General features: G+C 47.8%; 22 protein-coding genes and 1 pseudogene. 9 read left to right on the top strand and 14 right to left on the bottom strand.

Annotated elements, in window-relative coordinates; translation table 11 throughout:
* Nucleotides 1-81 precede the first annotated feature (81 nt).
* The 5 genes from ubiA to DVO77_RS08910 form a co-directional block, all read right to left on the bottom strand.
* Nucleotides 82-942, bottom strand: coding sequence for a 4-hydroxybenzoate octaprenyltransferase (ubiA, locus tag DVO77_RS08930; protein ID WP_110457043.1), 861 nt, complete (start codon nucleotides 940-942; stop codon nucleotides 82-84).
* Nucleotides 943-1047: 105 nt separating this feature from the next.
* Complete coding sequence (gene uvrD / locus DVO77_RS08925) at nucleotides 1048-3249, bottom strand: DNA helicase II (RefSeq protein WP_119978086.1); 2202 nt, start codon at nucleotides 3247-3249, stop codon at nucleotides 1048-1050.
* Nucleotides 3250-3388: 139 nt separating this feature from the next.
* Nucleotides 3389-4324 carry an SPFH domain-containing protein gene (locus DVO77_RS08920; protein WP_119978085.1) on the bottom strand — a complete coding sequence of 312 codons (936 nt, stop codon included), beginning with the start codon at nucleotides 4322-4324 and terminating at the stop codon, nucleotides 3389-3391.
* A complete protein-coding gene (locus tag DVO77_RS08915; RefSeq protein WP_119978084.1) occupies nucleotides 4321-5247 on the bottom strand; it encodes an SPFH domain-containing protein in 927 nt (308 codons plus the stop codon). Before DVO77_RS08915 ends, DVO77_RS08920 begins: the two co-directional genes overlap by 4 nt.
* Nucleotides 5248-5277: 30 nt before the next feature.
* On the bottom strand, nucleotides 5278-5733 hold the full coding sequence (locus DVO77_RS08910; RefSeq protein WP_119978083.1) for an NfeD family protein: 456 nt from the start codon (nucleotides 5731-5733) through the stop codon (nucleotides 5278-5280).
* A 283-nt stretch (nucleotides 5734-6016) separates the two neighbouring features.
* Here DVO77_RS08910 and DVO77_RS08905 point away from each other — a divergent pair, with 283 nt between their 5' ends.
* Nucleotides 6017-6769 (top strand): outer membrane protein OmpK, encoded by a 753-nt coding sequence (locus tag DVO77_RS08905; RefSeq protein ID WP_119978082.1) that lies wholly within the window; start codon nucleotides 6017-6019, stop codon nucleotides 6767-6769.
* Nucleotides 6770-6982: 213 nt separating this feature from the next.
* Here the strand turns inward: DVO77_RS08905 and udp are convergent, their stop codons facing one another.
* From udp to DVO77_RS08890, 3 genes are all read right to left on the bottom strand, one after another.
* A complete protein-coding gene (gene udp / locus DVO77_RS08900; protein ID WP_119978081.1) occupies nucleotides 6983-7741 on the bottom strand; it encodes a uridine phosphorylase in 759 nt (252 codons plus the stop codon).
* Between the two features lie 560 nt (nucleotides 7742-8301).
* Nucleotides 8302-9477 (bottom strand): type III PLP-dependent enzyme, encoded by a 1176-nt coding sequence (locus DVO77_RS08895; protein WP_119978080.1) that lies wholly within the window; start codon nucleotides 9475-9477, stop codon nucleotides 8302-8304.
* A gap of 289 nt (nucleotides 9478-9766) precedes the next feature.
* Nucleotides 9767-10225, bottom strand: coding sequence for a hypothetical protein (locus DVO77_RS08890; protein ID WP_119978079.1), 459 nt, complete (start codon nucleotides 10223-10225; stop codon nucleotides 9767-9769).
* A 205-nt stretch (nucleotides 10226-10430) separates the two neighbouring features.
* Between DVO77_RS08890 and DVO77_RS08885 the strand changes: the two genes are divergently transcribed.
* Nucleotides 10431-11264 (top strand): mechanosensitive ion channel family protein, encoded by an 834-nt coding sequence (locus DVO77_RS08885; protein WP_119978078.1) that lies wholly within the window; start codon nucleotides 10431-10433, stop codon nucleotides 11262-11264.
* Between the two features lie 38 nt (nucleotides 11265-11302).
* Here the strand turns inward: DVO77_RS08885 and DVO77_RS08880 are convergent.
* A pseudogene (locus DVO77_RS08880) lies at nucleotides 11303-12180 on the bottom strand (radical SAM protein).
* Nucleotides 12181-12398: 218 nt separating this feature from the next.
* On the opposite strand from DVO77_RS08880, the gene DVO77_RS08875 reads away from it, so the two are divergent.
* Nucleotides 12399-12644 carry a hypothetical protein gene (locus DVO77_RS08875; RefSeq protein WP_110457033.1) on the top strand — a complete coding sequence of 82 codons (246 nt, stop codon included), beginning with the start codon at nucleotides 12399-12401 and terminating at the stop codon, nucleotides 12642-12644.
* A 102-nt stretch (nucleotides 12645-12746) separates the two neighbouring features.
* Here the strand turns inward: DVO77_RS08875 and DVO77_RS08870 are convergent, their stop codons facing one another.
* Complete coding sequence (locus DVO77_RS08870; protein ID WP_119978077.1) at nucleotides 12747-13199, bottom strand: GNAT family N-acetyltransferase; 453 nt, start codon at nucleotides 13197-13199, stop codon at nucleotides 12747-12749.
* A gap of 61 nt (nucleotides 13200-13260) precedes the next feature.
* Between DVO77_RS08870 and DVO77_RS08865 the strand changes: the two genes are divergently transcribed.
* The 3 genes from DVO77_RS08865 to DVO77_RS08855 all read left to right on the top strand — a co-directional run bounded on the left by DVO77_RS08865 (nucleotide 13261) and on the right by DVO77_RS08855 (nucleotide 15653).
* The gene (locus DVO77_RS08865) at nucleotides 13261-13473 is read left to right on the top strand and encodes a hypothetical protein (protein ID WP_119978076.1); all 213 of its coding nucleotides are present in this window, start codon (nucleotides 13261-13263) and stop codon (nucleotides 13471-13473) included.
* A 105-nt stretch (nucleotides 13474-13578) separates the two neighbouring features.
* A complete protein-coding gene (locus DVO77_RS08860) occupies nucleotides 13579-14304 on the top strand; it encodes a YebC/PmpR family DNA-binding transcriptional regulator (RefSeq protein ID WP_119978075.1) in 726 nt (241 codons plus the stop codon).
* A 314-nt stretch (nucleotides 14305-14618) separates the two neighbouring features.
* Nucleotides 14619-15653: a DUF4382 domain-containing protein gene (locus DVO77_RS08855; RefSeq protein ID WP_119978074.1), complete on the top strand. Its 1035-nt coding sequence runs from the start codon at nucleotides 14619-14621 to the stop codon at nucleotides 15651-15653.
* A 103-nt stretch (nucleotides 15654-15756) separates the two neighbouring features.
* Here the strand turns inward: DVO77_RS08855 and DVO77_RS08850 are convergent, their stop codons facing one another.
* Together DVO77_RS08850 and zntR are read right to left on the bottom strand one after the other, a co-directional pair.
* The gene (locus DVO77_RS08850; protein ID WP_119978073.1) at nucleotides 15757-17112 is read right to left on the bottom strand and encodes an SO_0444 family Cu/Zn efflux transporter; all 1356 of its coding nucleotides are present in this window, start codon (nucleotides 17110-17112) and stop codon (nucleotides 15757-15759) included.
* Nucleotides 17113-17114: 2 nt separating this feature from the next.
* Entirely contained in the window at nucleotides 17115-17594 is a 480-nt protein-coding gene (gene zntR / locus DVO77_RS08845) for a Zn(2+)-responsive transcriptional regulator (RefSeq protein WP_119978072.1), read from the bottom strand.
* A 299-nt stretch (nucleotides 17595-17893) separates the two neighbouring features.
* Here zntR and purH point away from each other — a divergent pair, with 299 nt between their 5' ends.
* The 3 genes from purH (at nucleotide 17894) to DVO77_RS08830 (ending at nucleotide 21344) form a co-directional block, all read left to right on the top strand.
* Entirely contained in the window at nucleotides 17894-19483 is a 1590-nt protein-coding gene (gene purH, locus DVO77_RS08840; protein WP_119978071.1) for a bifunctional phosphoribosylaminoimidazolecarboxamide formyltransferase/IMP cyclohydrolase, read from the top strand.
* A gap of 184 nt (nucleotides 19484-19667) precedes the next feature.
* Nucleotides 19668-20960, top strand: coding sequence for a phosphoribosylamine--glycine ligase (gene purD / locus DVO77_RS08835; protein ID WP_119978070.1), 1293 nt, complete (start codon nucleotides 19668-19670; stop codon nucleotides 20958-20960).
* A gap of 159 nt (nucleotides 20961-21119) precedes the next feature.
* Nucleotides 21120-21344: a hypothetical protein gene (locus DVO77_RS08830; protein ID WP_119978069.1), complete on the top strand. Its 225-nt coding sequence runs from the start codon at nucleotides 21120-21122 to the stop codon at nucleotides 21342-21344.
* A 29-nt stretch (nucleotides 21345-21373) separates the two neighbouring features.
* Here DVO77_RS08830 and DVO77_RS08825 read toward each other — a convergent pair whose 3' ends face one another.
* Complete coding sequence (locus tag DVO77_RS08825; RefSeq protein ID WP_119978068.1) at nucleotides 21374-22180, bottom strand: SDR family oxidoreductase; 807 nt, start codon at nucleotides 22178-22180, stop codon at nucleotides 21374-21376.
* Nucleotides 22181-22262: 82 nt separating this feature from the next.
* Entirely contained in the window at nucleotides 22263-24866 is a 2604-nt protein-coding gene (locus DVO77_RS08820; RefSeq protein WP_119978067.1) for a sensor domain-containing protein, read from the bottom strand.
* Between the last annotated feature and the right edge of the window lie 296 nt (nucleotides 24867-25162).

The following is a 25162-nucleotide window of genomic DNA, read 5'->3' as shown; positions in this document are numbered from 1 at the left end:
ACCAGTGATAATGTCACTGGCTTCTGTTGTTAATCATCTCGACTTGCATCTGTGACCGTTAGCGCAACACGCTTAACCCATTTAGATTAGATAATCGATACCCAATGCCATAAACAGGCTTAACCCCGCCCAGTTATTATTTAAAAAAGCTTTAAAACAGGGCGCGCGCTCGCGGCCATAAATCAGCTTTTGCTGATACAGACTAAAGCCGACAAAGGTGATAATGCCTAAACCAAAGACTAAACCACGTTGTGCACTTAAGCCCGCCATAATAAAACAACCAAGGGCGGCTAACTGAAACAAACCGATTATCTGACGATCAAAACGGCCAAATAAAATCGCCGTCGATTTAATGCCTACTTTCAAATCATCATCACGATCGACCATGGCATACATAGTGTCGTAGGCAACGGTCCAACACCAATTGGCCGCAAATAACCACCAGGCTTCTGCTGGCACCTCACCCGTTTGCGCCGCATAAGCCATGGGAATTGACCAGCTCCACACCACACCAAGGAACATTTGCGGCATGTTGGTAAAGCGCTTGGTAAAGGGGTAGATGATGGTCAGAATAATCCCTACCACAGACAGTTGCACCACCAATGGATTAAGCATCAAGACTAAACCAAAAGCTAACAAGCCTAATGCCACAAATAGCCACAGGGCCTCTTTCACTGATACCTCACCACTGACTAAAGGTCGTGATTTAGTGCGCTCGACGTAAGAATCGATATTACGATCGGCATAATCATTGATGATGCAGCCACACGCACGCATCACTACCACGCCAATAATAAAAATAATCAGTACTTTAGTATCTGGCATGCCACCAGCCGCTAGTACAAGGGCCATTAAACAAGGCCATAGCAGCAACAAGGTACCGATGGGCCGATCCATGCGTGCAAGACGCAAATAGGCGTTAATTTTATCCCGTAAGTTCATCTGATAAGGCTCCCTTAAACACCGCTTGGCCTGTGATCTGAGGTCAATATGGTTGACATTATGACTGACATACGACCACTTTCAAGCCATTTGTACCACCCATGGCTATACCTTTTCTAAACGAGCAAAGGCGATTTTAAGCCGTTTACGGCCGACATCGTCGAAGTTCACTTCAATAACCGCTTGATCTCCATTGCCCTCAAGATCGATAACCTTGCCTTCACCAAACTTAAAATGCATCACCCGTTGACCAATACTAAAACCAGATTCATGGCCAGCAACCGCTCTTACAGGGCGATTGCGACTCTCGCTAATGGCATCGTTGATTCGGTTACTAAACCGATTAGTCGGTGCCGTTACCTGTGCCTTTAAGCGAATTTCTTGCACATATTCACTGGGGATCTCTTTGATAAACCGTGACGGTCGGGCAAAGTTTTCTCGGCCATAGATGCGCCGTGATTCGGCATAGGTAATATAGAGCTGCTTCATGGCGCGGGTCATGCCCACATAACAAAGGCGGCGCTCTTCATCGAGCCTGTCGCCCTCATCCATCGCCATTTGGCTGGGGAAAATCCCCTCCTCGACGCCCGCCATAAACACCAGTGGAAACTCAAGTCCTTTGGCCGAATGCAGCGTCATCAATTGCACCGCATCGGTAAAGGCATCGGCTTGGCCTTCGCCCGCTTCGAGCGCCGCATGGGACAAGAAGGCGTTGAGTTCACCCATATCTTCCAGATCTTCTGGCATCACAAAGGTGCGCGCCGCGGTCACTAACTCATCCAAGTTTTCTACTCGAGCACGGGCCTTCTCACCCTTTTCGGCTTCATACATGGCTTTGAGGCCAGAAGCTTGGATCACATGATCTGTCATACGGTGCAAAGATTGCGATTCGGTATCTTGTTGCAAGTTAACGATAAGATCCATAAAGCCACGCACCGCATTTGCCGCTCGGCCACTGAGCAACTTCTCATCGAGCACCGACAAGCAGGTCTGCCACAGGGTTAACTCTTGCTGACGCGCCGTCGAGCGTAAAATATCCAGAGTGCGCCCCCCTATACCGCGAGCGGGCGTGTTAATGACACGTTCAAAAGCGGCATCATCATTTTTGTTGCTGATGAGCCGCAGATACCCCATGGCATCTTTAATTTCTTGGCGTTCGAAGAAGCGCAAACCGCCATAAATACGGTAAGCCATCCCTTTATGCAGCAAGGCTTCCTCAAGCACCCGTGATTGGGCGTTGGAGCGATAAAGGATCGCGCAATCGCTTAAATTGCCGCCCATGTCTTGCCAGTCCATGATACGGCCCACAATAAAGCGCGCCTCATCCATTTCGTTAAAGGCGCAGTAAAGCCCAATCTGCTCACCGGCTTTATCTTCGGTCCACAGCTTTTTACCGAGTCTATCTGGGTTGTTGGCGATCAGCTCGTTCGAGGCGTTCAAAATATTGGCGCTGGAGCGGTAATTCTGCTCTAGGCGTATGGTTTTCGCGTCGGGGAAATCATCTAAGAACTTATGCAGATTTTCGACCTGCGCGCCGCGCCAGCCATAAATGGACTGATCATCATCACCAACAATCATCACATTGGCGCTGTTACCCGCTAGCACGCGGATCCACGCATATTGAATGGCGTTGGTATCTTGGAACTCGTCCACAAGGATATTTTTAAAACGCGCTTGATAGTGCTCTAAAATATGCGGTTTATTGAGCCACAGCTCATGAGCCCGTAGCAAGATCTCGGCAAAGTCCACCAGTCCAGCACGGTCGCAAGACTCTTGGTATACCTGATAGATCTTCAGCAGATTTTGCTCGATAGGAAAACCCGTGGTATCGATATGCTTGGGGCGCAAACCTTGATCTTTTTTACCATTGATGTAGCCCTGAGCTTGACGCGGAGGGTACTGTTTTTCATCAAGGTTAAGGCTTTTTAAAATACGTTTAATCAAGCGCAGCTGATCGTCAGAATCAAGAATTTGGAAACTTTGAGGCAAGTTAGCGTCTTGATAATGGGTGCGCAGCAAACGATGAGCTAGGCCGTGGAAGGTGCCTATCCACATGCGGCCCATATTACTGCCACTCACCTTCTCTACCCGCTCACGCATCTCGGCAGCGGCTTTGTTGGTAAAGGTGACCGCAAGAATAGAATAGGGGCTCTGCTGCTCATGATGCATCAACCAAGCGATGCGGTGGGTCAATACGCGTGTTTTACCACTGCCCGCGCCCGCTAACACCAACATGCTAGATTGTGGTGCGCTAACGGCTTCGCGCTGCTTATCGTTTAAGCCGTCAAGTAAAGAAGATACGTCCATTCTTGCCTCCAAAAAATCAGGCAGGCAGTATAACAGGAGCCGGCGCCTAGGTCATACGCTGCGTGGCTTTTAACGCATTGCGATGCAGGCATAAAAAAAACCGGCGCCATGGCACCGGTTTTGCCGTTCAATGGGCTACTTAATCTTTACTCTCTTCCAGTCCCATGCTGTCCATCCAATGCTCAAAGTCCATCATATTGCCCGGCAACACTATCTTGCTGGCATTCTGGCTTAGACCATCAAACTGCTGTAGGTATTGGGCACCCAGCTGCATACGCACCACGTTTTTACCCCCCGGCGCTGAGATCACCTGGGCGATACGTTCAATCGACTCGGCAGTTGCCTTGGCGATGGCTAAGATCTCTTCAGCTTTACCCTCGGCTTCGTTTATGCGGCGCTGCATTTCACCTTCTGAATGGTTAATGGTTTCCGCTTTAATACCTTCAGAGCGATTAATTTTACTCTGTTTATCACCCTCACTTTTTGCCAATAGTGCACGGCGCTCACGCTCGGCGTTGACCTGCATCTCCATGGCATTCTTCACGGTTTCTGGTGGTGTAATATTTTTGATCTCATAGCGGTGCACCCGAATTCCCCATGTGGCGCCCGCTTGATCTAACACCTCGACCACTTTAGCGCTGATCACATCACGCTCTTCAAAAGTGCGGTCTAAATCTAAGGTACCTATCACAGAGCGCGTGGTGGTTTGCGCAAGTTGAATGGCGGCGTAGCGATAATCTGTTACCCCATAACTGGCCTTTACCGGATCGATTACCGAGATGTAGATAACCCCATCGACTTCCACATTGACTTCATCGCTAGAGAAACACTCTTGGGGCGGTACATCTATGGTCTCCTCCTTAAGATCATGAACATAAGCCACTTTATCGACAAAGGGCACTAAGGCATGAAAGCCAGCATCGAGCGTCGAGTGATACTTACCTAAACGTTCAACCACACATGCCGACTTGGTGGGCACCAAGCGAATAGATTGGAATAACTTGATCACGAAAATCGCAAAAATTAATCCCCAAATCCCCATGACAATCAAGTCTGTGTCTACACCTGCAATCATGAGCGCTCTCCTTTTGCTTGTCCAACCGCTTGGGTCACTTGCTCCATCCCTTCGAAGAAACCTTCCAATTTCGCCAGCTCGGCGGGAACCACCGAAATATCGGCCTTATTAAGTATTTTGCCAACCTGCACAATAAACTGCTCTTTAAGCTGCATATTCATCGCTTCGTTGCCTCCCTCTAACGCAAGGGCTTGAGACACCTGAGTCATGGCTTCGGCTTTAGCTCTGGCAATAATGGCGATCTCTTGTGCCGTACCCTGGGCTTCATTGATGCGTTTCTGCTTTTGTCCTTCTGAAATATTAATCGCTTCTTGGCGCTCACCTTGAGACAGGTTAATCATCGCGGCTTTTTCGGCATTGGCTAAGGTTATCTCGGCGCGCTTACGGCGCTCAGCTTCCATCTGCTTTTCGAGGGTGTGGATCACTTTAAAGGAGGGGGTAATATTTTTAATTTCATAACGCAGCACCTTGATCCCCCAAGGATCGGACGCTTTATCTATCTCACGCACGATTGATTCATTGAGGCTGTCACGTTCAGAAAAGGTCTGACTTAAACTTAACTTACCAATCTCTGAGCGCATGGTGGTTTGGGCTAAGTTGACTGCGGCGCGGCGATAATCTTCTATACCATAACTGGCCAGTCTCCCGTCCATCACCTTGAGATACACCAGTCCATCAACTTCTAGTTGGGTATTATCTTTTGAGATACAGCTTTGCGGTGGTACATCGAGTACTTGCTCTCGGGTGTCATGCTTGTAAGCAACCCGGTCGAAGAAGGGGATCAAAAAATGAAACCCAGGTTGCAACACCACCCTAAATTTGCCTAAACGTTCAATCACATTGACCTCACGCATCGGCACGATCAACAGCAATTTATATAAAATAAAAAAAACAAATAACACCACTAAGGTAAATACAAACATAGATTCCATCCTTTACATAGCTTATCGCTATTACTCTGATATTGGTTCAACCACCAAGGCGATATTTTCACGACATATCACTCTGACAGTTGCCCCCACAGGGATCTCGCTGCCATCGCCTAACGCTGGCCACTCACTCCCCTGAAATTCAACTCTCCCACGTATCTGTGCGGGACCAATCACCGTTTTAACTATCGCGGTTTGATTATATAAATCCATCTCCTCATCGGTATTATCAATATGTGAATCACCGCCGACCAACTTTTGTGTGACGTGACGAAAGCCTAACAGTAACACCATAGAGGCAATAAACCACAAGGTGAACGCTTGCACTAAGCCTTCAACCCAGCCAACGGCTAACGCCCCAGCCACCACCAAACAGGCAGCCCCCAATAAAATAACAATTCCACCGGGTAAGACAATCTCAGCTAACATCAACACGATACCGATCACTATCCATATCATCAACGGATTTGACAACACCATATTTCCCCCTGAAATAAGAGTATTAAGACTTGACTATAGCAGCTCTACTCGCTGCAGGCGACATATTATGTCATGCCTTTTAGCAGTAAATCGAGGTCTTTACCACAGAGTCGATATTTATTAGCCCTGCGCATTGTTTAGTGTTTTGGCCGCTTAAAGAAATCATTTATACTTGCCGCCACTAAAGGGTTACGGCGATCAAACTGCATCACCATAACCTAAATAACCTCAGGACTGTTTTAAATTACGTCCGAATAAAAAAATCAACACAAGGTGAAGATTGATGAAAAAGAGTTGGCTTGCTCTCGCCCTATTGGCTGCACAACCTGCTATGGCTAATGATGTCGTGCAGTGGTGGGATATGAGTGTGACGGCACTGCACGGTAATGATTATGATCTTGCCGCTTCGGACAGACAAACGACAGTCACTTTCGAAACTGCAGGCGCATGGATCTACGGTGATTGGTTTGCGTTCCAAGATGTTACCTATTTTAACGGCTCAAACCTGTCTGAAAACGACACCACTTATGGTGAAATTTCAACACGCTTAAGCGCTAGCAAGATCAGTGGCCAATCAATAGACTTTGGTCCAATAACCGATCTCTCTTGGGCATTTATGCTTGAAGAAGGTGAAGGCCCAGTCACCAGTTTCTTGTATGGTATCGGCATGGATATCGCAGTGCCTTACTTTACCTATTTCAATATTAATACCTACCGCCGTGACGCGCTCAGCAGTGGTAACCTAAGTGATGGTTGGCAAGTCACTCCAGCCTTTAGAATGGATTTCCCCGTGGGGAATAGCAATATCGTATTCGATGGCTATATCGATTGGGTCTTTTCTGCCGATAACCAAGGCTATGAAGAGAACTTCCACTTTAACCCACAGGTTAAGTACGATCTTGGCGCGGTGATCTTTGGTGAACACAATAAAAACCAACTGTTTGTCGGCGTCGAGTATGACTACTGGCAAAATAAATATGGCGTTAAAGGCGTAGATCAAAATACCTATTCAGTGATCGCTAAATATCACTTCTAGGCCCAACATGAGTTAAGCCTTGTGTGGTTAACCTGCCGCTAAAGAGCTGACCAAAAAATAAATATCAAAAAGGCGCCACTGGGCGCCTTTTATTTACATATCATCACACAAGGTGGCAATGAGAGCCCCTAACAACATCATTGGCCGCAAAGACTCACATTAAGACTCATCTAAACTGACGCCAACACCCATGTCACGCATGATGTCAGCAGTTTATGCCAACAACTTCTTCGCGGTTGCGACCACAATCGACACGGCACTGGTTTCAGTCTTTTTCATAGTCGCTTCATCAGGGATCTCTTGCTGAGTGCGGTTAACGATAACGCCCGCAATACAACCTGCTCGCCACCCTTGACTCGCACACATGGTAAATAGTGTCGATGATTCCATCTCATAGTTTAATACCCCCATCGCTTGCCACTCTTTCATTGAGCCAGCAAAACGACTGGTAACCCGGCCACTCACAGTGTCGTAACGCTCTTGACCTGGATAGAAAGTATCAGAAGAGGCCGTTATGCCGATGTGTGGCTCGATGCCCGCTTCACGCGTGGCAGCAACCATCGCCGTAGTACATTCGAAGTTCGCGACCGCAGGAAACTCCATAGGAGCAAAATGTAAGCTAGCACCATCCAGACGAACCGAGGCCTGAGTCACAATGACATCGCCAACATTAACATGGGGCTGAATTGCACCTGTAGTTCCGACACGTAAGAAGGTATCAACCCCCAACTGGGCCAGCTCTTCAACCGCAATTGAGGTTGATGGACCACCAATCCCAGTTGAACAAATAACGACGGGTTTACCATCGATATAGGCTAGGTAGCTGGTATATTCACGGTGGCTAGCAAGAAATGTAGGTTGATCCATTAATTCGGCAATACGCTTAACACGCTCAGGATCACCCGGGACGATGGCAAGTGTTGCACCTTGCAACATCTCTTTGGTCAGGCCTAAATGAAATACATCTGACATTATGAAAACCCCTTTCAGTTTTGATTATAAAATTCTGTTAAATCGGACTTTAACCTAGTACGTAAGCCAGTAAGGTTAACTCGATCACACTTTGCTTGCTAGCAGTTCGATCTTTTGCCGTAATCGATTTACAAAACCATTTACACCACAACAACAGCAAATATAGCAGTTGGCAGCTACCTTTCCAGCACGCTTGCAGATTTAATCACCACTGATTGAGTGGGTTAGAAAACGACAATCATAACGATTAAGCTATTAATTTAAAATAAAAAATGTACCAATAAAAAACAGTGCCGATAAATATCAGCCAAAGAGGTAATGCCGTTTGCGGCAAAAGGTGGGAGCCTGTGGCTAACGGTTGTAGGCTGTGGCTTGTACACCTTGCACATAACAAGGCAAAGTGATTGATTCACATACACTGCCAGAGACGCTAAAGCCTCCTTACGGTTTACTGATTGGACCAATCAATACCTTAGTTGCTAATGGTTTGGCGAGCATTAACACGTAAGGCTCGCCACTGTTCTGTATCGCTAACATTGAGGGATTATCAATAGCGACACCTATAAATAATAGTCTTTTAGCGGTGGGAAACCGTTAAAACATACCGCCGAATAAGTGGTGGTATAGGCGCCAGCACTGAGCCAATAGAGACGATCGCCGATGGCTAAATCACTGGGCAAGCCATAATGGTAATGCTCATACATGATATCGGCACTGTCACAGGTCGGCCCTGCAATTACACATTTATCCAGTTCGCCCTGACGCTCACAATAGATAGGAAACTTTATCGCTTCATCCATGGTTTCAATCAAGCCAGAAAATTTACCAACATCGGTAAAGACCCAACGCTCCAACGCTGTGTGTGACTTCTTACTGATCAACACCACCTCTGATACTAATACCCCAGCGTTAGACAACAGCGAACGACCGGGCTCTATAATAATTTCTGGCAAGTTATCGCCAAAATCTTCCTGCAAAAAGTGCGTTATCTGCTCGGCATAGGTTTCCAGCGGATTGGTTTTATCGATATAGTTAGCCGGAAAACCACCACCAAGATTAATCATCTTGAGGATAATACCGTGCTCCTCACTGAGGCGATCGAAGATGCTTTTGACTTTACCAATCGCCGAATCCCATGCGCCAATGTCACGTTGCTGCGATCCCACATGAAACGAGATCCCGTAGGGTTCAAGCCCCAATGCCTTAGCCAGCACGAGCAGGTCATAGGCCATCTCATTTTGACAGCCAAATTTACGTGATAAAGGCCAGTCGGCAGTATGAGTGCCCTCAGTTAAAATCCGCACATAAACGCGCGCCCCCGGCGCCTCTTCGGCTAACATCCGTAGATCGGCTTCTGAATCTGAGGCAAACATACGTACACCACGAGCAAAAAACGCCCGCACATCGGCGCGCTTCTTGATGGTATTGCCATAGCTTACTCTATCGCAGCTCACACCAAGCTCAGTAACCATATCGAGCTCGTAAATTGAGGCAATATCAAAATTGGCGCCTTTGTCACGCAGCAGGGTTAACACTTGCGGCGCGGGATTGGCCTTAACCGCATAGTAAATACTGGCGTATGGAAAGTTATCCACCATTGCCTGATATTGCTTGGCAACAATCTGAGTATCAATGACCACAAATGGTGTGGGCTTATCTTGGGCAAACGATTTAATACGCTCAAATGTCTCAGAGTCATAATAATCATTAACATCAATAGATTGAAATTGGCTCATCGCGCCAGTATCTCCATAGCAGCATAAAATAGCGTGAGTTAAACTGATTAAAAAATCATCCGCAGTAAACGCTATTTCAGCCCTAATAGCAATGAATTTTAATGCTCCAAAGATAACTTTTTATTCAATAAGGGGTGATGGTAAACGAGGAGGTAAAACTCAGCCAATCACGCCATGCACAAACGAGCAGCACCAAACAGGCCATGATGGAGATATGATATGAGCTGCGCGGCGTTAGTCTTACCCAACACTGCGCAACATCAAGATAACCGAGGCAAGATGTAATGAACTATTTTATCGCAGCCACTAGCGCTTCAGGCGTGTCCACTTGAGTCATGGCAACAATCTTGAGCTGTTGCAGGTGCATAACCGTTGCACTGTCTTTATTACCCAGCCACTGCTGCGTTACTTGCCCTTCCCGGTCTAAGGCGATTTGAAAAGGCAGATCCTGCATTTGTGGTATGGCGACAAACTTGGCGATGAGTGATGGCATGCCACTAATATCGGCGACATAAACGAGCCCTTCTGCTTGCTCCGTCTGCGGTAGTGACTCCAGCGCCGCCTTAATGATGTCACCGCCCTTCATGCCTCGGCTAAACAGCACGATGCGGGTGTTTTGATCTACCACCAAGGTTTGCTCATGCTGATCTTGTAGCTCAACTGTATTTAGGCTGTCTCCCACGACTAGAGTCGCCGCTTGGGCACTAACCGATGCCAGCAAACTTAACACTAATACTAACGCTTTCATATCGCTCCTTAATTAAACCATTTATCAATTTGTCCTCGTTGAACTATAACTTAACCCAGTGCTCCGCTTAGAAAATGATGCCCATAGCTTGACCTCAATCACGCATTAAGCCAATAGAGTGATTTAAGCAGATAGTGATTATCAAACTCTTGAAAATTAAGTAACCTTAACGATTATTTGTTGCCACAGTGTCAGGAACAACCTTATGAATGAGAATGGTTTAGAGCAGGAGCTTGCTCAGCTGCAGAATGTCTACAACATGTTGACCGAATTTCTGGTCAAATACAGTTTTCAGCTCGTTGGTGCACTGCTGGTCTTTCTGCTTGGGCTGTGGGTGGCTAACAAGGTGTCTAACTTAGTCGCTAAGCAATTTGAAAAACATCATATCGATATCACCCTAAGCAACTTTGTCTCTAACTTAGTGCGGATCATCATAGTGGTGATGGTGGGGATCATTGCGCTGGGCAAGCTAGGGATCAGTATCACCCCCATGGTCGCCGCCATCGGCGCGGCGTCCTTAGGCGCTGGGCTGGCCTTGCAAGGCATGCTGGCCAATTACGCTGCTGGCGTCACTATTATTGTGACTCGCCCTTTTGTGGTAGGTAATACGATTGAAATTAAAGGGGTCAGTGGTGTCGTCAAGAACATCCATCTTGGCTTAACCCTGCTGACCAATGAAGAGGGTGAGGTGATCAGCATTCCCAACAAACATATTGTCGGTGAAATACTGCATAACTCGTTTGAAAACAAATTGGTTAATAACCACTTTAATATCAACTACAACAGTGACGTAGACCAAGTCATTGCCATCATACGTCAGGTGTTAGAGCGCAGCGAACATGTTAGCCAGCAGGCCGCACCACAAATCGGCATCAATGGTTTTAATAGCATAGGGCTGGAAATAGGTGTGCGTTATTGGGTTGCCACAGCCCATTACCACCAAAAGAAATACCAAGTAAATCTGGATTTAATTCATGCTCTTAAGCAGGCCGGCATTGAAGTTCCCTGCCCGGTTCGTGAGATCCATGTAGAAAGGTAGGCTAAATCCTAGCATTGCCTGTAGGCTAATCACTGGCCTTACAGGCCTCGCTGCCATTCATGCCGCAGTGGGATCATCCCCTGTAATGCCTGTTCGACCTGCGCGAGTAACATGGCTTTATCTTTGCCTAATACCCCTTTGAGCACCAAATAATTTGAGGCATGATCAGAGCGAAAAATAGTTTTATCTAACTCAAGATGACTCAGCAAGGTGTGCATTTCACGCAGTAATCCCAACTGATCGGGCAGCTCAAAATGCCCGTCAAATCGACTGTCCATTCTCTGCGCCCCCAAAGGTAAGGTCACGACTAAGGTTGATAAATAATCTGGTTGCGCCGCATTCATCAATTTAGCCGAGTTAACCGCATGCTGTTGAGAAAGCGTCACCCCGCCCAAACCATTTAATATCATGACTGACGATTTCATGCCGGCACGACGTATTTTGCTCAATGCATCAGTGATGATTCGAAGGTTTCGCCTTTTTCAATATGCGCTAACACTTGGTCATCGCCACTTTCACAGCCCACATACAATAGACTCAACCCCAACGATTTAAGCCGAGCGAGTTGCTCATCAGTCTTATTAGAAAGGTTACGCGGTAGGCAATAACTGCTTATCCTAGTGACTTGAGGTAAGTGTTCACGGATCAACAAACAGATCGCCTCTAAACGTTTAAAAGGCAGTGCCATTGCATCACCATCGGCAAGGAAAACCCGTGATACCGCAACACCACTTTGCTTTACTTTAAGGATATCAGCTTCAATCAGCTCGAGTTTTTGCGCCTTAAACTGCTTTTGCGGTGCAGTATACATGTCGCAAAAACTGCAACGATTCCAACTACAGCCATTGGTCACTTGTAAAATTAATGATTTCCACTCTGACGGTGGTCGAAACACAGGTTCGATATACTGGAGCATCTTACGGCCTCAAAAAACGGAATAAAACGTGAGCGATTTCATAATTACTCAACCTAGTCGCATGATCTTGCACCGACTTTGATCTCGTGCAATTTTTACACAGCCAATTCACTTTAGACTGCTCCAATCGACCCATTAGTCGATAGTGATAACCGCCAAGATAAGGGGTTGCACGGGATTAATTGGCTGCATCAGCCTTCATACGTAAAGATAATAACATGCAAATAGCACAACAACTGCAAGACAGGCGAAGGACTAGCCTGCATCATGATGAGCATTGGAACTCTATGAGCGCAGAGCAAAAAATGGCCCTTTATAACCTGCTTCGGTTTGGTTATCGACTGTTGTTTGTTCGCCATTTGCCTTCGGGTCCGTTAGCGATTATCGCCCAGCAGCACCAACTATCGACCATAGATAGCCGCGGTGAAGTTGACGACAATCCAAGGATCCGACTTCGAGACTAAGGCTTATTATTCAATATGCCTTTAGCGCCTATGGCGTTTATCTCAAAAAAAGGAGCACCATCAAGGTGCTCCTTTTTTATGACTGGCCATTATGCTGGCGGCTTAGCTTAATAGCATATCGACATGTGGTATACCGTCTTCGAGATACACATCCGAGACAGGGGTGAATCCCATGCGTTGATAAAAACCACTGAGATACTGCTGCGCACCGATTTGGATATTGGCCTGCGGCCATTGCGCTTGGGCAATGGCTATCGCCCTGTGCATTAGTGACTCGGCAAGCCCGGCTCCACGCGCGCAACGGGCGACCACCACGCGGCCAATACTGCTATCGGCATAACTCACGCCCGGCGCTAAAATACGGGCATAAGCTACCAGCGCGCCATGTTCATCAATCCCTAACAGATGGCGAGTCTGGGGTAGCGTGTCTTTGCCATCGAGCTCGGGATAAGGGCAATGCTGCTCTACCACAAACACATCGATCCTGAGCTTAATTAGCTCATATAACTGCTTTACGCTAAGCGCTGAAAACCCATATTCTTGCCACTGCACCATTGATAACGAACTCTTGATTAAATTGATTTAGCAGTCTACTCATCACCAGCCTTATGAGGCAATGATATTTGTCACCTTAAGTGCCCGTTATCGATTTGAACGGCGCCACGAGTCGGTCTCTATTAAAGGCTATCGCATCGCTGAGATGGCAATTATCGACTCGAGGCCACACACGACCAAGTGCCGTTATCACGCCCTGTTTGCCGCCCGAGTTGAGGCGATATTAGAGATCCCCGATTTCATTAACCGGCCAGAACAAAAAACCTCGCAATAGTGATACTTAGCGCTGTTTTGATAAATTCATTATCCAAGTCTGCAAAAATGCCAATAAAACTGCTAACATTGGGCCAATTTTTTTAGCTTAAAGAGATAGATCAAGATGGGAAGAGCATACCAAAATCGCAAAGAATCTATGGCCAAAACGGCTGGGCAAAAAACTAGACTGTACTCTCGCTACGGCAAAGAGCTCTATGTTTGCGCAAAAAATGGTGGTTTCGATCCAGATGGCAACTTAGCACTGCGTCAAATGATCGCTAAGGCTAAAAAAGATCAGGTTCCGGCTCACGTGATAGATCGTGCCATCGAAAAAGCCCGTGGCGGCGGCGGTGAAGACTATGAAACAGCCCGTTATGAAGGCTTCGGCCCGGGTGGCGCCATGGTCATCGTCGACTGTTTAACCGATAACGGTAAGCGCACTTTCACCGAGGTGAGACAAGCCTTTGTTAAAAATGACGCCAAGTTAGGCGGCCCAGGCACGGTTGGTCATATGTTTGATCACCAAGCGGTATTTGTCTTTAAAGGTGACGATGAAGAAGCCATTTTAGAACTACTGATGATGGCCGATGTGGATGTTAGCGATATTGAAGTCGAAGACGGCATGGTCAGTGTTTTTGCTCCTCATACCGAATTTTTCAAAGCTAAAACCGCCTTAAACGAAGCACTACCCGATATCGAATTTGAAGTGGAAGAGATCACTTTCGTGCCGCAAACCATGACAGAGGTGACCGATCCTGAAGTGATCGCGCAATTCGAGAAGTTTCTAGCGGCGCTAGAAGATTGTGACGACGTGCAAAACGTCTACCACAATGCTGAATTTACAAACTAACGGTTTGAGTGATTAAATAGCGACGGCGGCTTTAATTTGAGCAACTCAATTTAAAGCCGCTTGATTTACAACCCTTTATAGTTAACCCACAAGCTGCTTCCTACCAAGACTCATCACTCTTAATGGGTAAATAATCTATCCATATTCCCCCTAACTAAATTAATTCTGGTTCATACACCCCTATTGTTAATGTCTCAACCTTAAGAATGACAACTAAGTGTGTCTATAATGTATCTATATACGTCGTTCACCTCACTTAGCGGCGTGAATTAACCCCTTTTACATTCACTCTACACATGATGAACAGGTGATCTATGAAGTATTCTACATCGTTAATGGCCATCGCACTGACCAGTGTCCTCACCGCTTGTGGCGGCAGCGATAGCAATGACGCCCCTGACCCAGCACTATCAGGCAGCTTTAGTCTTGGCGTGTCCGATAACCCTGCCGATGCTCAAGTTGTCAATATCGCCTTTAAACAAGTCGTGCTCAAAGGTAATGGGCAGTCACTGTCATTTGATGTATCGGATAACGGCGAGCTCAAAATGGTCGACTTACTTACCGTTCAAGGCCAAGAGACAGCCACATTGGTCAGTGGCCAATCGGTTCCCGTCGGTGAATACCAAATGTGTATCTACATGGAAAACAGTGAAGTTGCCAATGAAGATAGCTCCTATGTACAAACCATCGATGGGATTGCAGGATTAACGACTAACAGCAATGGCACTTGCGGCGGTGTTGGCGCCGACGAGCCAGATACAGGGCGACTATTTTTTAATAAAGCCTTTACTATCGCCGCTGGCAACAACCTGTTTGTCGCCGAATTCGATCTGGCTAAAGGACTACAGGCGCCCCACGGCAATAAAGCCTACTGGACACTCAAACCAACCTCGGTGCAATTGGTTAATAATGCCGAAGTGGGCGCGATTCGTGGTCAAATCAGTCCCGATACCGTGACAGCCTGTGAAACCGCCGCCGAGGGCTCTACCTTTAATCAAGCCGTTTACCTTTACCCAGCCGATACGCCATTGGCGCAGATGAGCGATTTCCGCCCTGATGCAGGGCTCATTCCAGCTCAAGTGGCGCCTATCGCCTCCTCGCGTGTACAAGCCATACTAGATGACACAGAGACAGTTATCGGTTACCAATATGAATTTGGTTTTGTCGCTGCCGACAGTTACAGCTTAGGTTACACCTGTTTAGCCCAAAATGATGATCCGGAGTCGAGCAACAACCCAGACGATCCACAATCCCCCTTCTTTATTCATGCCGATGAACAGGAGGTCAGCGTCACCCAAGCCGCGGTAACCGAACGCAATATCCCCATGGATTTTGTACCAGCCAGTTAAGCAACACTCTGTGTTACCCATAAAAAAGGCACTCATTGAGTGCCTTTTGGCTGATAATTAATTTCAAATCCGATCTACGACAGTTAAGCTAGCTTACCCCGTGTTATGAGCAGCAATCACGGCGCCACCAGTTTTTAGGCAGCTTTTCCAGCAGTACCTTTAACATCAATATCGCTAGCACAACGCCAGAGGTGTACACAACGGCATCGGGTAATAGGCTGTGCTGCTCACCCACTTGCGGCATCACCTCAAAACCAAAGGTATCAACAAGGTAATTAACTATCACCCCAGAGACTAAGGCTACACCGAGTACGCCGCCCAGATAACCATATAAGGCACGCTTACCCAACTCTTTAGCGACAACCCCTAAGGTGGCGATATTAGTCGCAGGGCCGGCGAGCATAAACACCAATACCGCGCCGGGTGACACCCCAGCAAGTAATAGCCCTGCAGCAATCGGCGTCGATGCCGTAGCGCAGATATACATAGGCACAGAGATCAGCACCATCACCAACATGGCAAGCAGTCCATCGCCCCATTTCGCCATAAAATCGCCTGGAACATAGGTTTGCACTAAGGCCGCAAAAAACAAACCGATCAACAGCCAAAGGGTGGTATCGCGAATCAAATCGGTGGCGGCATAGTGCAGCCCTTTGCCCATTCTGGCGATCACCGAGGTGCCTTTAAGCTCGCTGGCGATATCTTGGGTCGAGGCGCAGCAACTTTCAGCAGTCTCATCCTTATTCTCCGTGCTGCAACAGCTCGATGCAGACTCAATTTTAGCGGCAGCCTTGTCGCTACAACAGCTGGCGCTGGCAGCGACTGGCTTAAGGCTAGCCACTTGCGTAGCGCCTTGAGGCGACATTGCCATCATACGAGCACTTTCACCTAATGGGCGCATGATGAGCGGCTTATTCCCTTGACTAGCACCACCGCCACTTTTTACGGGCGTGGCAGCTTTGCTACTACAACAAGACGCCACCACGACCTCGGCTTTATCACTGCTACAGCAGCTCGCGGTTGCCGCGTCCTTGTCTGACACTGAGGTTGCAGGCGCTACTTGGTCATCATCACGGCCAACTAACAAGCCTGCGACAATGGCGCTGGCAATAGCGGCAATCGGTCTGACAATCGCCATAAATGGCCCAAGCAAGACATAAGATACGCTGACAGAATCTATGCCGGTTTCAGGGGTCGAGACTAAAAATGAGGTGGTCGCCGCCTTCGACGCGCCAGAGCGGCGCAGCCCTACTGCGGCGGGGATCACTCCACAAGAACATAAGGGTAAAGGCGCGCCCAGCACCGCCGCCTTGACGGTGGTTTTAAAGCCATGGCCCCCTAGCTGTCGTTGCATCCATGTCATAGGCACAAACATCTTTAACATGCCTGCCAACACTAATCCCAGTAGCAACCAAGGGGCTGACTCTAAAAACAGATCGATAAAATGACTTAATAACATAACTAGCCCTTACGCTTACAGCTTGCTTTATTTGGGTTATTTTGATGCTGATGAGTATGGTTTTCACGCTTTACTTCAGCAGAGTTTGATTCTAGCGCTTCTAATATTGAACAATGTTCGGCGCTTTCAGGGCCGCCGCAACAGGCATCGGATAAGCGCTTAAGCGACACCTGAAAATGATTAAGCTCGGCGATTTTGGCGCTCACCTGAGCTAACTTGATATCCACCATCCCTTTGACATCGGCGCACGCCCAATTGGACTTATCCAAGTCAATCGACAACAGCTCAGCTATCTCCGCCAGCGTGAATCCCACCGCCTTGGCCCGCAGGATAAAACGTAACCGCTCTGCATCCTCTTCGGTATACATACGATAGCCTGATTCGGTTCGCATCAACGGCGATAACAAACCATGCTTTTCATAAAATCGCAGTGTGTCAGTTTTTACCTCACACAGCTTTGCTAATTCACCTATTCGATACATAACTCACCCAAACACGTTGGCATCATTGTCGATGGCACTAAGTATAAACCTTAGAGTTAAATCTAAGGTCAAGGGTTATTATGCGGATTTACAGTCAAGATGCTTGTTCGCTTAGGCGTATTGTGAAATCGTGCAGAAAAAAACAGCATGGCACAGCGTTTTACGATAAAATACGCGCGCCGCGATGGACAGTAACAATAGATTGAGGGACTTTTGGAAAGCAGAGCAAGGCACTAACTAAGGCACTGTAATGTTTTCCGAAAGATCCTTAAAAATAACTACTGGACCCTGTACCCAAAATGAATAATGCCAGACCTATTCGTCGCGCGCTGTTAAGCGTTTCTGATAAAACCGGAATTCTCGAGTTTGCAAAAGCCTTGCATGCTCAAGGTGTTGAGCTGCTCTCTACTGGCGGTACCGCTGCCCTTCTGGCAGACAACGGTGTGCCTGTCATTGAGGTCTCCGACTACACAGGTCACCCAGAGATCATGGACGGGCGCGTAAAAACCTTGCACCCCAAAGTGCACGGCGGCATCTTAGCACGCCGTGGTATCGATGAGCTGGTCATGGAACAAAATGCCATCAAGCCAATCGACTTAGTTGCCGTTAACCTCTACCCCTTTGCCAACACCGTTGCCCAAGCAGGCTGCACCCTAGCCGATGCGGTAGAAAACATCGATATTGGCGGCCCCACCATGGTGCGCTCGACCGCTAAAAACCACAAAGACACCACTATTGTTGTCAACGCGTGCGACTACGACCGCGTGATTGCCGAGATGCAAGCCAATAACGGTAGCACCACGCTTGAAACCCGTTTCGATTTGGCCATCGCCGCATTTGAGCACACCGCGGCCTATGACGGCATGATTGCCAACTACTTCGGTACTATGGTACCTGCACACAGCACAGATGAATGCCACGCTGACTCTAAGTTCCCGCGCACTTACAACACCCAACTGCTGAAGAAACAAGATCTTCGCTACGGTGAAAACAGCCATCAGAGCGCGGCGTTCTATGTGGATCTGAATATCGATGAAGCCTCAGTCGCTAGCGCAGTACAGCTACAAGGTAAGGCGCTGTCGTACAACAATATCGCAGACACCGACGCGGCACTTGAGTGCGTGAAAGAGTTTGACGAGCCCGCCTGCGTTATCGTTAAGCACGCTAACCCATGCGGAGTGGCGATTGGTAGCGATCTGCTCGATGCTTATAACCGCGCGTATCAAACCGACCCCACCTCAGCCTTTGGTGGCATCATCGCCTTTAATGGTGAGCTTGACGCCGCCACCGCTAGCGCGATCGTTGAGCGCCAGTTTGTGGAAGTGATTATCGCCCCAAGTGTGAGCCAAGCCGCCCGCGACGTCGTTGCCGCTAAAGCCAATGTGCGCCTGCTAGAGTGCGGCCAGTGGAACACTAAGACCACCAGCCTAGACTACAAGCGTGTCAACGGTGGCTTGCTGCTGCAAGATCGTGACCAAGGCATGGTTAGCCAAGCCGATGTTAAAGTGGTCTCGAAGCGTCAGCCGACCGAAGCGGAGATGAAAGATCTCATGTTCTGCTGGAAAGTGGCTAAGTTTGTTAAATCGAACGCCATTGTCTACGCCAAGAACAGCATGACCATTGGCGTCGGCGCCGGCCAAATGAGCCGTGTCTACAGTGCCAAAGTGGCAGGCATTAAAGCCGCCGACGAAAACCTCGAAGTGGTAGGCTCGGTCATGGCATCGGATGCGTTTTTCCCCTTCCGCGATGGTATTGATGCCGCAGCGGCCGCGGGGATCAGCTGTATCATCCAGCCAGGCGGATCGATTCGTGACGAAGAGATCATCCAAGCGGCCGATGAGCACGGCATGGCGATGGTATTTACAGGTATGCGTCACTTCCGTCATTAATTTGTTGGCGCGAAGTAAGTTAAAAACGACTTAATTCGCGGATTAACCACATTCATTTTTAACGTTTAGCGCAAACCATTTTCTCTAGGTCAAAGCATGCGCAGTGTTATAGGTAAGAATATACCTATACACAGGCATGCTTGATACAGAGAAGGGAAATGGCGCAGCTATAAAAGGTAAGAACATGAAAGTATTAATTATTGGTGGCGGCGGACGTGAACATGCATTAGCGTGGAAAGCCGCTCAATCAGCACACGTTGACACCATCTTCGTTGCACCAGGTAACGCAGGCACGGCTTTAGAGCCTAAACTAGAAAACGTCGCCATTAACGTTGAAGAGATTAACGCATTAGTTGAGTTTGCTCAGTCCAATAACATTGAGCTCACTATCGTTGGCCCAGAAGTGCCCTTGTCTTTGGGGGTTGTCGATGCCTTTAACGAAGCGGGTTTAGCTATTTTTGGCCCCACGAAAGGCGCAGCGCAGCTCGAATCATCAAAAGCCTTCACTAAAGATTTCTTAGCCCGCCACAACATTCCAACTGCGGCTTATGCCAACTTTACCGAGATTGAGCCAGCCAAAGCGTATGTAGCTGACGTCACCGCCAATACTGGCTACCCTATCGTCATCAAGGCCGATGGCTTAGCAGCGGGTAAAGGGGTGATTATCGCCCAAGACCAAAACGAAGCCGATGCCGCCATTGAAGATATGCTCGCAGGCAACATGTTTGGCGAAGCAGGCTCACGTGTCGTTATCGAAGAGTTTTTACAGGGTGAAGAAGCCAGCTTTATCGTGATGGTCGATGGGCAAAACATTCTGGCTATGGCCACCAGTCAAGATCATAAAGCCCGTGACAATGGCGATAATGGCCCGAATACTGGCGGTATGGGTGCCTATTCTCCCGCGCCAGTGGTGACCCAAGCGGTGCACGACTGGACAATCGCTAATGTTATCCGCCCAACTGTTGATGGCATGGCCGCTGAAGGCAATGTTTACACTGGTTTCCTTTACGCAGGCCTGATGATCTCACCCGACGGTAGCGCTAAGGTGCTTGAATACAACTGCCGTTTTGGCGACCCAGAAACTCAACCTATCATGATGCGCCTTAAATCAGATTTAGTTGAGCTTTGCTTAGCCGCTACCCGTGGTGAACTCGATACCGTGACCGCAGAGTTTGACGCGCGCGCCGCCGTTGGCGTCGTCATGGCTGCCGGCGGTTACCCCGATGCGTACCGTAAGCATGACGTCATTGAAGGCTTAAGCCTTGGCGATAATAACGCCAAAGTGTTCCATGCTGGCACTTGCATGCGAGAGGGTAAAGTGGTCACCAATGGGGGGCGCGTCCTATGCGCTACCGCACTGGGCAATACTGTCACCGAGGCACAGCGTGCTGCATACGCCTTAGTGGATACCATCCATTGGGACGATGTGTATTTTCGTACCGATATCGCTTACCGCGCCATCGCTCGCGAAAGCTAACAGTAAGTTAGTATGCTAAAAAACCGGCCATGGCCGGTTTTTTATTATCCACTCATTCACCGATAAACAATTAACAAACGTGAATTAGTTCACACATGCATATTGTTACCAAGTGCACTATATTCACTCGAGAGTTTTAAACTAAATCAGGGAATAATGATGACATATTCAATTGGCGATCTTATTTATAATGGCGAAAGAGCTGGCGTACACCACTGGAACACTCTTGCGGGTACGTCCTTTTATTGGCATCCAGACTGGCTACACATTGCAGAAGATATGACCGGCTTAAGGTCGACCACGCCAGTTGTCGCACGCGATGATGTCGCTACCCAAGCCGATGCAGAGCGCGCCATCATCAAACATTTAAACGATCAGGAGTAAATCCCTCTCTCACGTGAGCGATGAAAAGGTTAATGGCCCGCGGCGATCGCTTTTTTAGCAATATTGTCGATAAGCTTAGGCGCGAGCAGGCGTAGCCAACGACCGAGTCGACCACGTATTGAGGTGATCATCATGCGCTGACGCTGAGCAATGGCAGGTAACATCATCTGCGCACATTGCTCGGCGCTAATAATTTTAGACTCCTGCATTGGGCTACGCCCCAGTGGTGTGCCTTGACCATCGAGCGCCCGCTTATGGATTTCTGACACCACAAAGTCGGGGCAAATCACAGTCACTGCCACATTGTCATCGGCTAACTCAATACGCAGAGAGTCAAAAAAGCCCATCACCGCATGCTTAGATGCACTGTAACCGCTGCGGGTTGGCACCCCCGTGAGACCTGCCACAGAAGAGACCACCACCACTTGCCCTTGGCTGGCTTTTAAATGGGGTAACGCGCTGTGGGTTAAATAGGCGGGACCGAGATAATTGACCGTCATCAGCTTGGCAAGAATGGTCAGGTCCTCTAACTCATCGAAGCGCGACCACATAGTCATGCCCGCATTGTTAACCACGATATCGAGATAACCAAAATGGCTAATGGCACTATCGACGATATGTTGGCAACTGTCGGGTGAGCTAATATCGGCGCTGATCACCAAGGGGGTGTGATGACTCATCTGAGCTAACTCTTGTACCAGTGAATCCAGCCGGGCTTGATTACGGGCGGTTAATACTAATTTACAGCCCAATGGTGCCATGGCTTTGGCCAATGCACGCCCTATTCCTTCTGACGCACCGGTAATGATCACCACTTTATCTGTCAATCCTTGCATCTTCGCACTCCCTATCAATTAACCACTTAAGCGACATGGACTTAAGCTCACATAGTTAGCAGCAAAGCACAAGTATCTCAACTTAACGGTTCTGCGCTGCCGCCTCTTGGATTAGCTGTAATTGCGGGCGCGAGTCAAGATAAGTATCTAGGCTTTGAGGGCGGCCTATGGCATAACCTTGCGCATAGTTAATGCCGATAGACTCAAGCCTTTCGATGATCTCTTCATTTTCGACAAACTCGGCGACCGTCTCAATGCCCATTACGCAACACACATCATGAATCGATTTGACGATAGCATAATCTTTGGCATTCGTAGCCAACGTTTTGATAAAGCAGCCATCGATTTTTACATAGTTCACTGGCAGCTCACGCAGATAACCATAGGAGGCGAAGCCGGTTCCAAAATCGTCGAGCGCAAACGCAAAGCCTTGTTTACGTAGTCGGTTCAGCATTTCCATCGCCCGATCGCGATTTTGAATCGCACTGGTTTCTGTGATCTCAAAGCAGATGCAACTGCTAGGTATAGCAAAATGGTGCAACTGAGCGATGATATAATCGACCATGCCTTCGGCGCCTAAGCTATTACCCGATAAATTAATCGATAAACTATGGTCGGGCCATAGCTCTGGATGAGAAGACAACCACAAGAAAGTTTTGCGGATCACCTCTTTATCAACCTCAGTCATTAGCTTAAAGCGCTCAGCAGCCTCAATAAATTGCGCAGGCGGCAAGATCCGCCCACAGGGCTCTTGGATCCGCAGTAGGATCTCCATGCGCTTATGTTGGCCGTTGCCACTAATGCCTTTAATCGACTGATAATAGAGAATTAACTCATTACGTTCTATCGCCTGCGCAATTCTCACCGCCCATTTGGGTGCATTACGCTGATAGGTTAACTCTTTGTCTTTATTGTCATAAAAATGCACCTGATTACTCCCCTTACGTTTAGCGGCAATACAGGCAATATCGGCATCTTTGAGCAACTCAAGCGGTAAAATATAGGGCGAACGCGCCACCGCAACCCCTGCACTCATTCCTACGCGGTATTGGCATCCTTGGTGCTCCATGACCAACTTGACCACATTATCCATAATGCGTTTCACTTGCTGGGCAACCTGCAACAGGGTGTTGTCTTTAAGGGCTAAACCAAACTCGTCGCCACCCAGACGAGCGACTAACACATTCCCTGTCAGACTCGATTGTATCGCTTTAGCGACTCTATTAAGCATCACATCGCCTTGGCTATGACCACAAGAATCGTTGATCAACTTAAATTGTTCGAGATCGAAATAACACATTGCCAGTATCTTTGCATCGGCGGCAAAACTCACTACGCGTTCTTCAAAGGCGCTACGGTTTAATAACGAAGTGATACCATCAAAATTAGCCTTACGTCTTAATTGATGTTTCAGTAACTCCTCTTGAGTGATATCCCTCAGCACAATCACACTGCCAATCACCTGGTTGTGTGGATCACGCAAATTGTTGATGCTGCGCTCCATAATCTTACTATTATCATTACAACATTTAACCTTACTTAATAAGGGCTGACTCACGCCACTTCGCATTAAAGTAAACAAGGTTTGGTTAATCTGCTTATCAAACTTAAACAGTCGCTCGATACTCTCGCCCACCGCCGTATTAGACTCACACTGCAGTAAACGCTCAGCCTGAGGATTGAGGTAGATAACCTTGGCTGATACATCGGTGAGGATCACCGCTTCGGCAATCGCCTCTAAGGTGGTTTTTGAGCGCTCTTTTTGCTGGAAGATACGTGCCATCAAATGATTCACTTGTTCGGCGATGCCAGCCAACTCTTCACAGCCTTCACCTCGTATTGGCTCATAAGTCTTGGCCTCAGGATCGATACTGGCTAATTCAGTCAACAACTGCCTAAAAGGACTCACCAATCCCACCCTAAGCCATAAAAACCCCAAAAACAGCAATAAGCCACTCAGGCCGATGACCCCATAAAGCATCTGGGTCGGTGGTTGATGAATATCGTTAAAGACACTATCGGAAAGAGTTATCGACAGATGCAGCGCTTCATCGTCAAGCAGGCTAGGCACGTTCAGTTGATGTGACAGGGCGGCATAGTTGGGTATAAGGCCCGTGGCTTTGCCACGACCAAGTTGCAAGTGACTCAAGGCATTATTAACTTGATAGCGATTTAACAGGCTAACATCAACCCCTCTGACAAAGACGATAGATAAGCTAGGATCAACAGGGGCAACACTGATAATAAAGCCCTTATCCCCTTGCAGGTAAAAGCCCGTTTTAGCTTGAGTTAATGCGAACAATGAGACGGGTAATTTGCCGGAGTCGAAGTGATTTATGGCTCCGCCACTGGAGGCGAAGGCGGTTACTTTATCTTTATCCTGATCCAAATAAAATAGACTGCGATGCTCGGCTAATCCGCTATTGAGCCAAGCTTGCTCAAAACGCTGACGACTGGGGCGATCTAATGCCGAAATGGGCACACCGTATATCTGAGTAAATAACGCCAAACGCTCAAGCTCAGTATCGATTAGACTGGCAATATTATCGAATTCACCATCGATAGAGGCGTGTTTAAGCTGCTCGACGCGGTTGTCGAACCACAGATTAAGGGAGAATGTGATCGCAATCATGGCTGGCAAGCAAAATCCGACAACAAAAATCACTAATTTTTTGCTAATACGCATCTATCTACAGCCATCCTGTGTTAATTCATATTCGCATCAATACATATGCGGCAAGCAAAATACTCTATTTAGCTAAAGGATTAAATAGCTTTTATATTTTTATATTAGTCACGCCAAATATACTCACGGCAACCGTATACTCAAAGCGACCATATTGGTAAGAACTGTTGCATTAAATGATGTATCTCGCCGCTAACTAGCTGAACAGATGAAGCTTATCCGCCAAGCGCCCCATCCAGCTACATACCTTTGTATCTCTCTATCGCGCCATAAGATCAAAAAAAGCCCGTTAAACG

This window comes from Shewanella algidipiscicola (assembly GCF_003605125.1).
Classification (GTDB): Bacteria; Pseudomonadota; Gammaproteobacteria; order Enterobacterales; family Shewanellaceae; genus Shewanella; species Shewanella algidipiscicola.
Note: the sequence above shows the minus strand (reverse complement) of the source record. Positions and strands in the feature narration are given on the sequence as shown.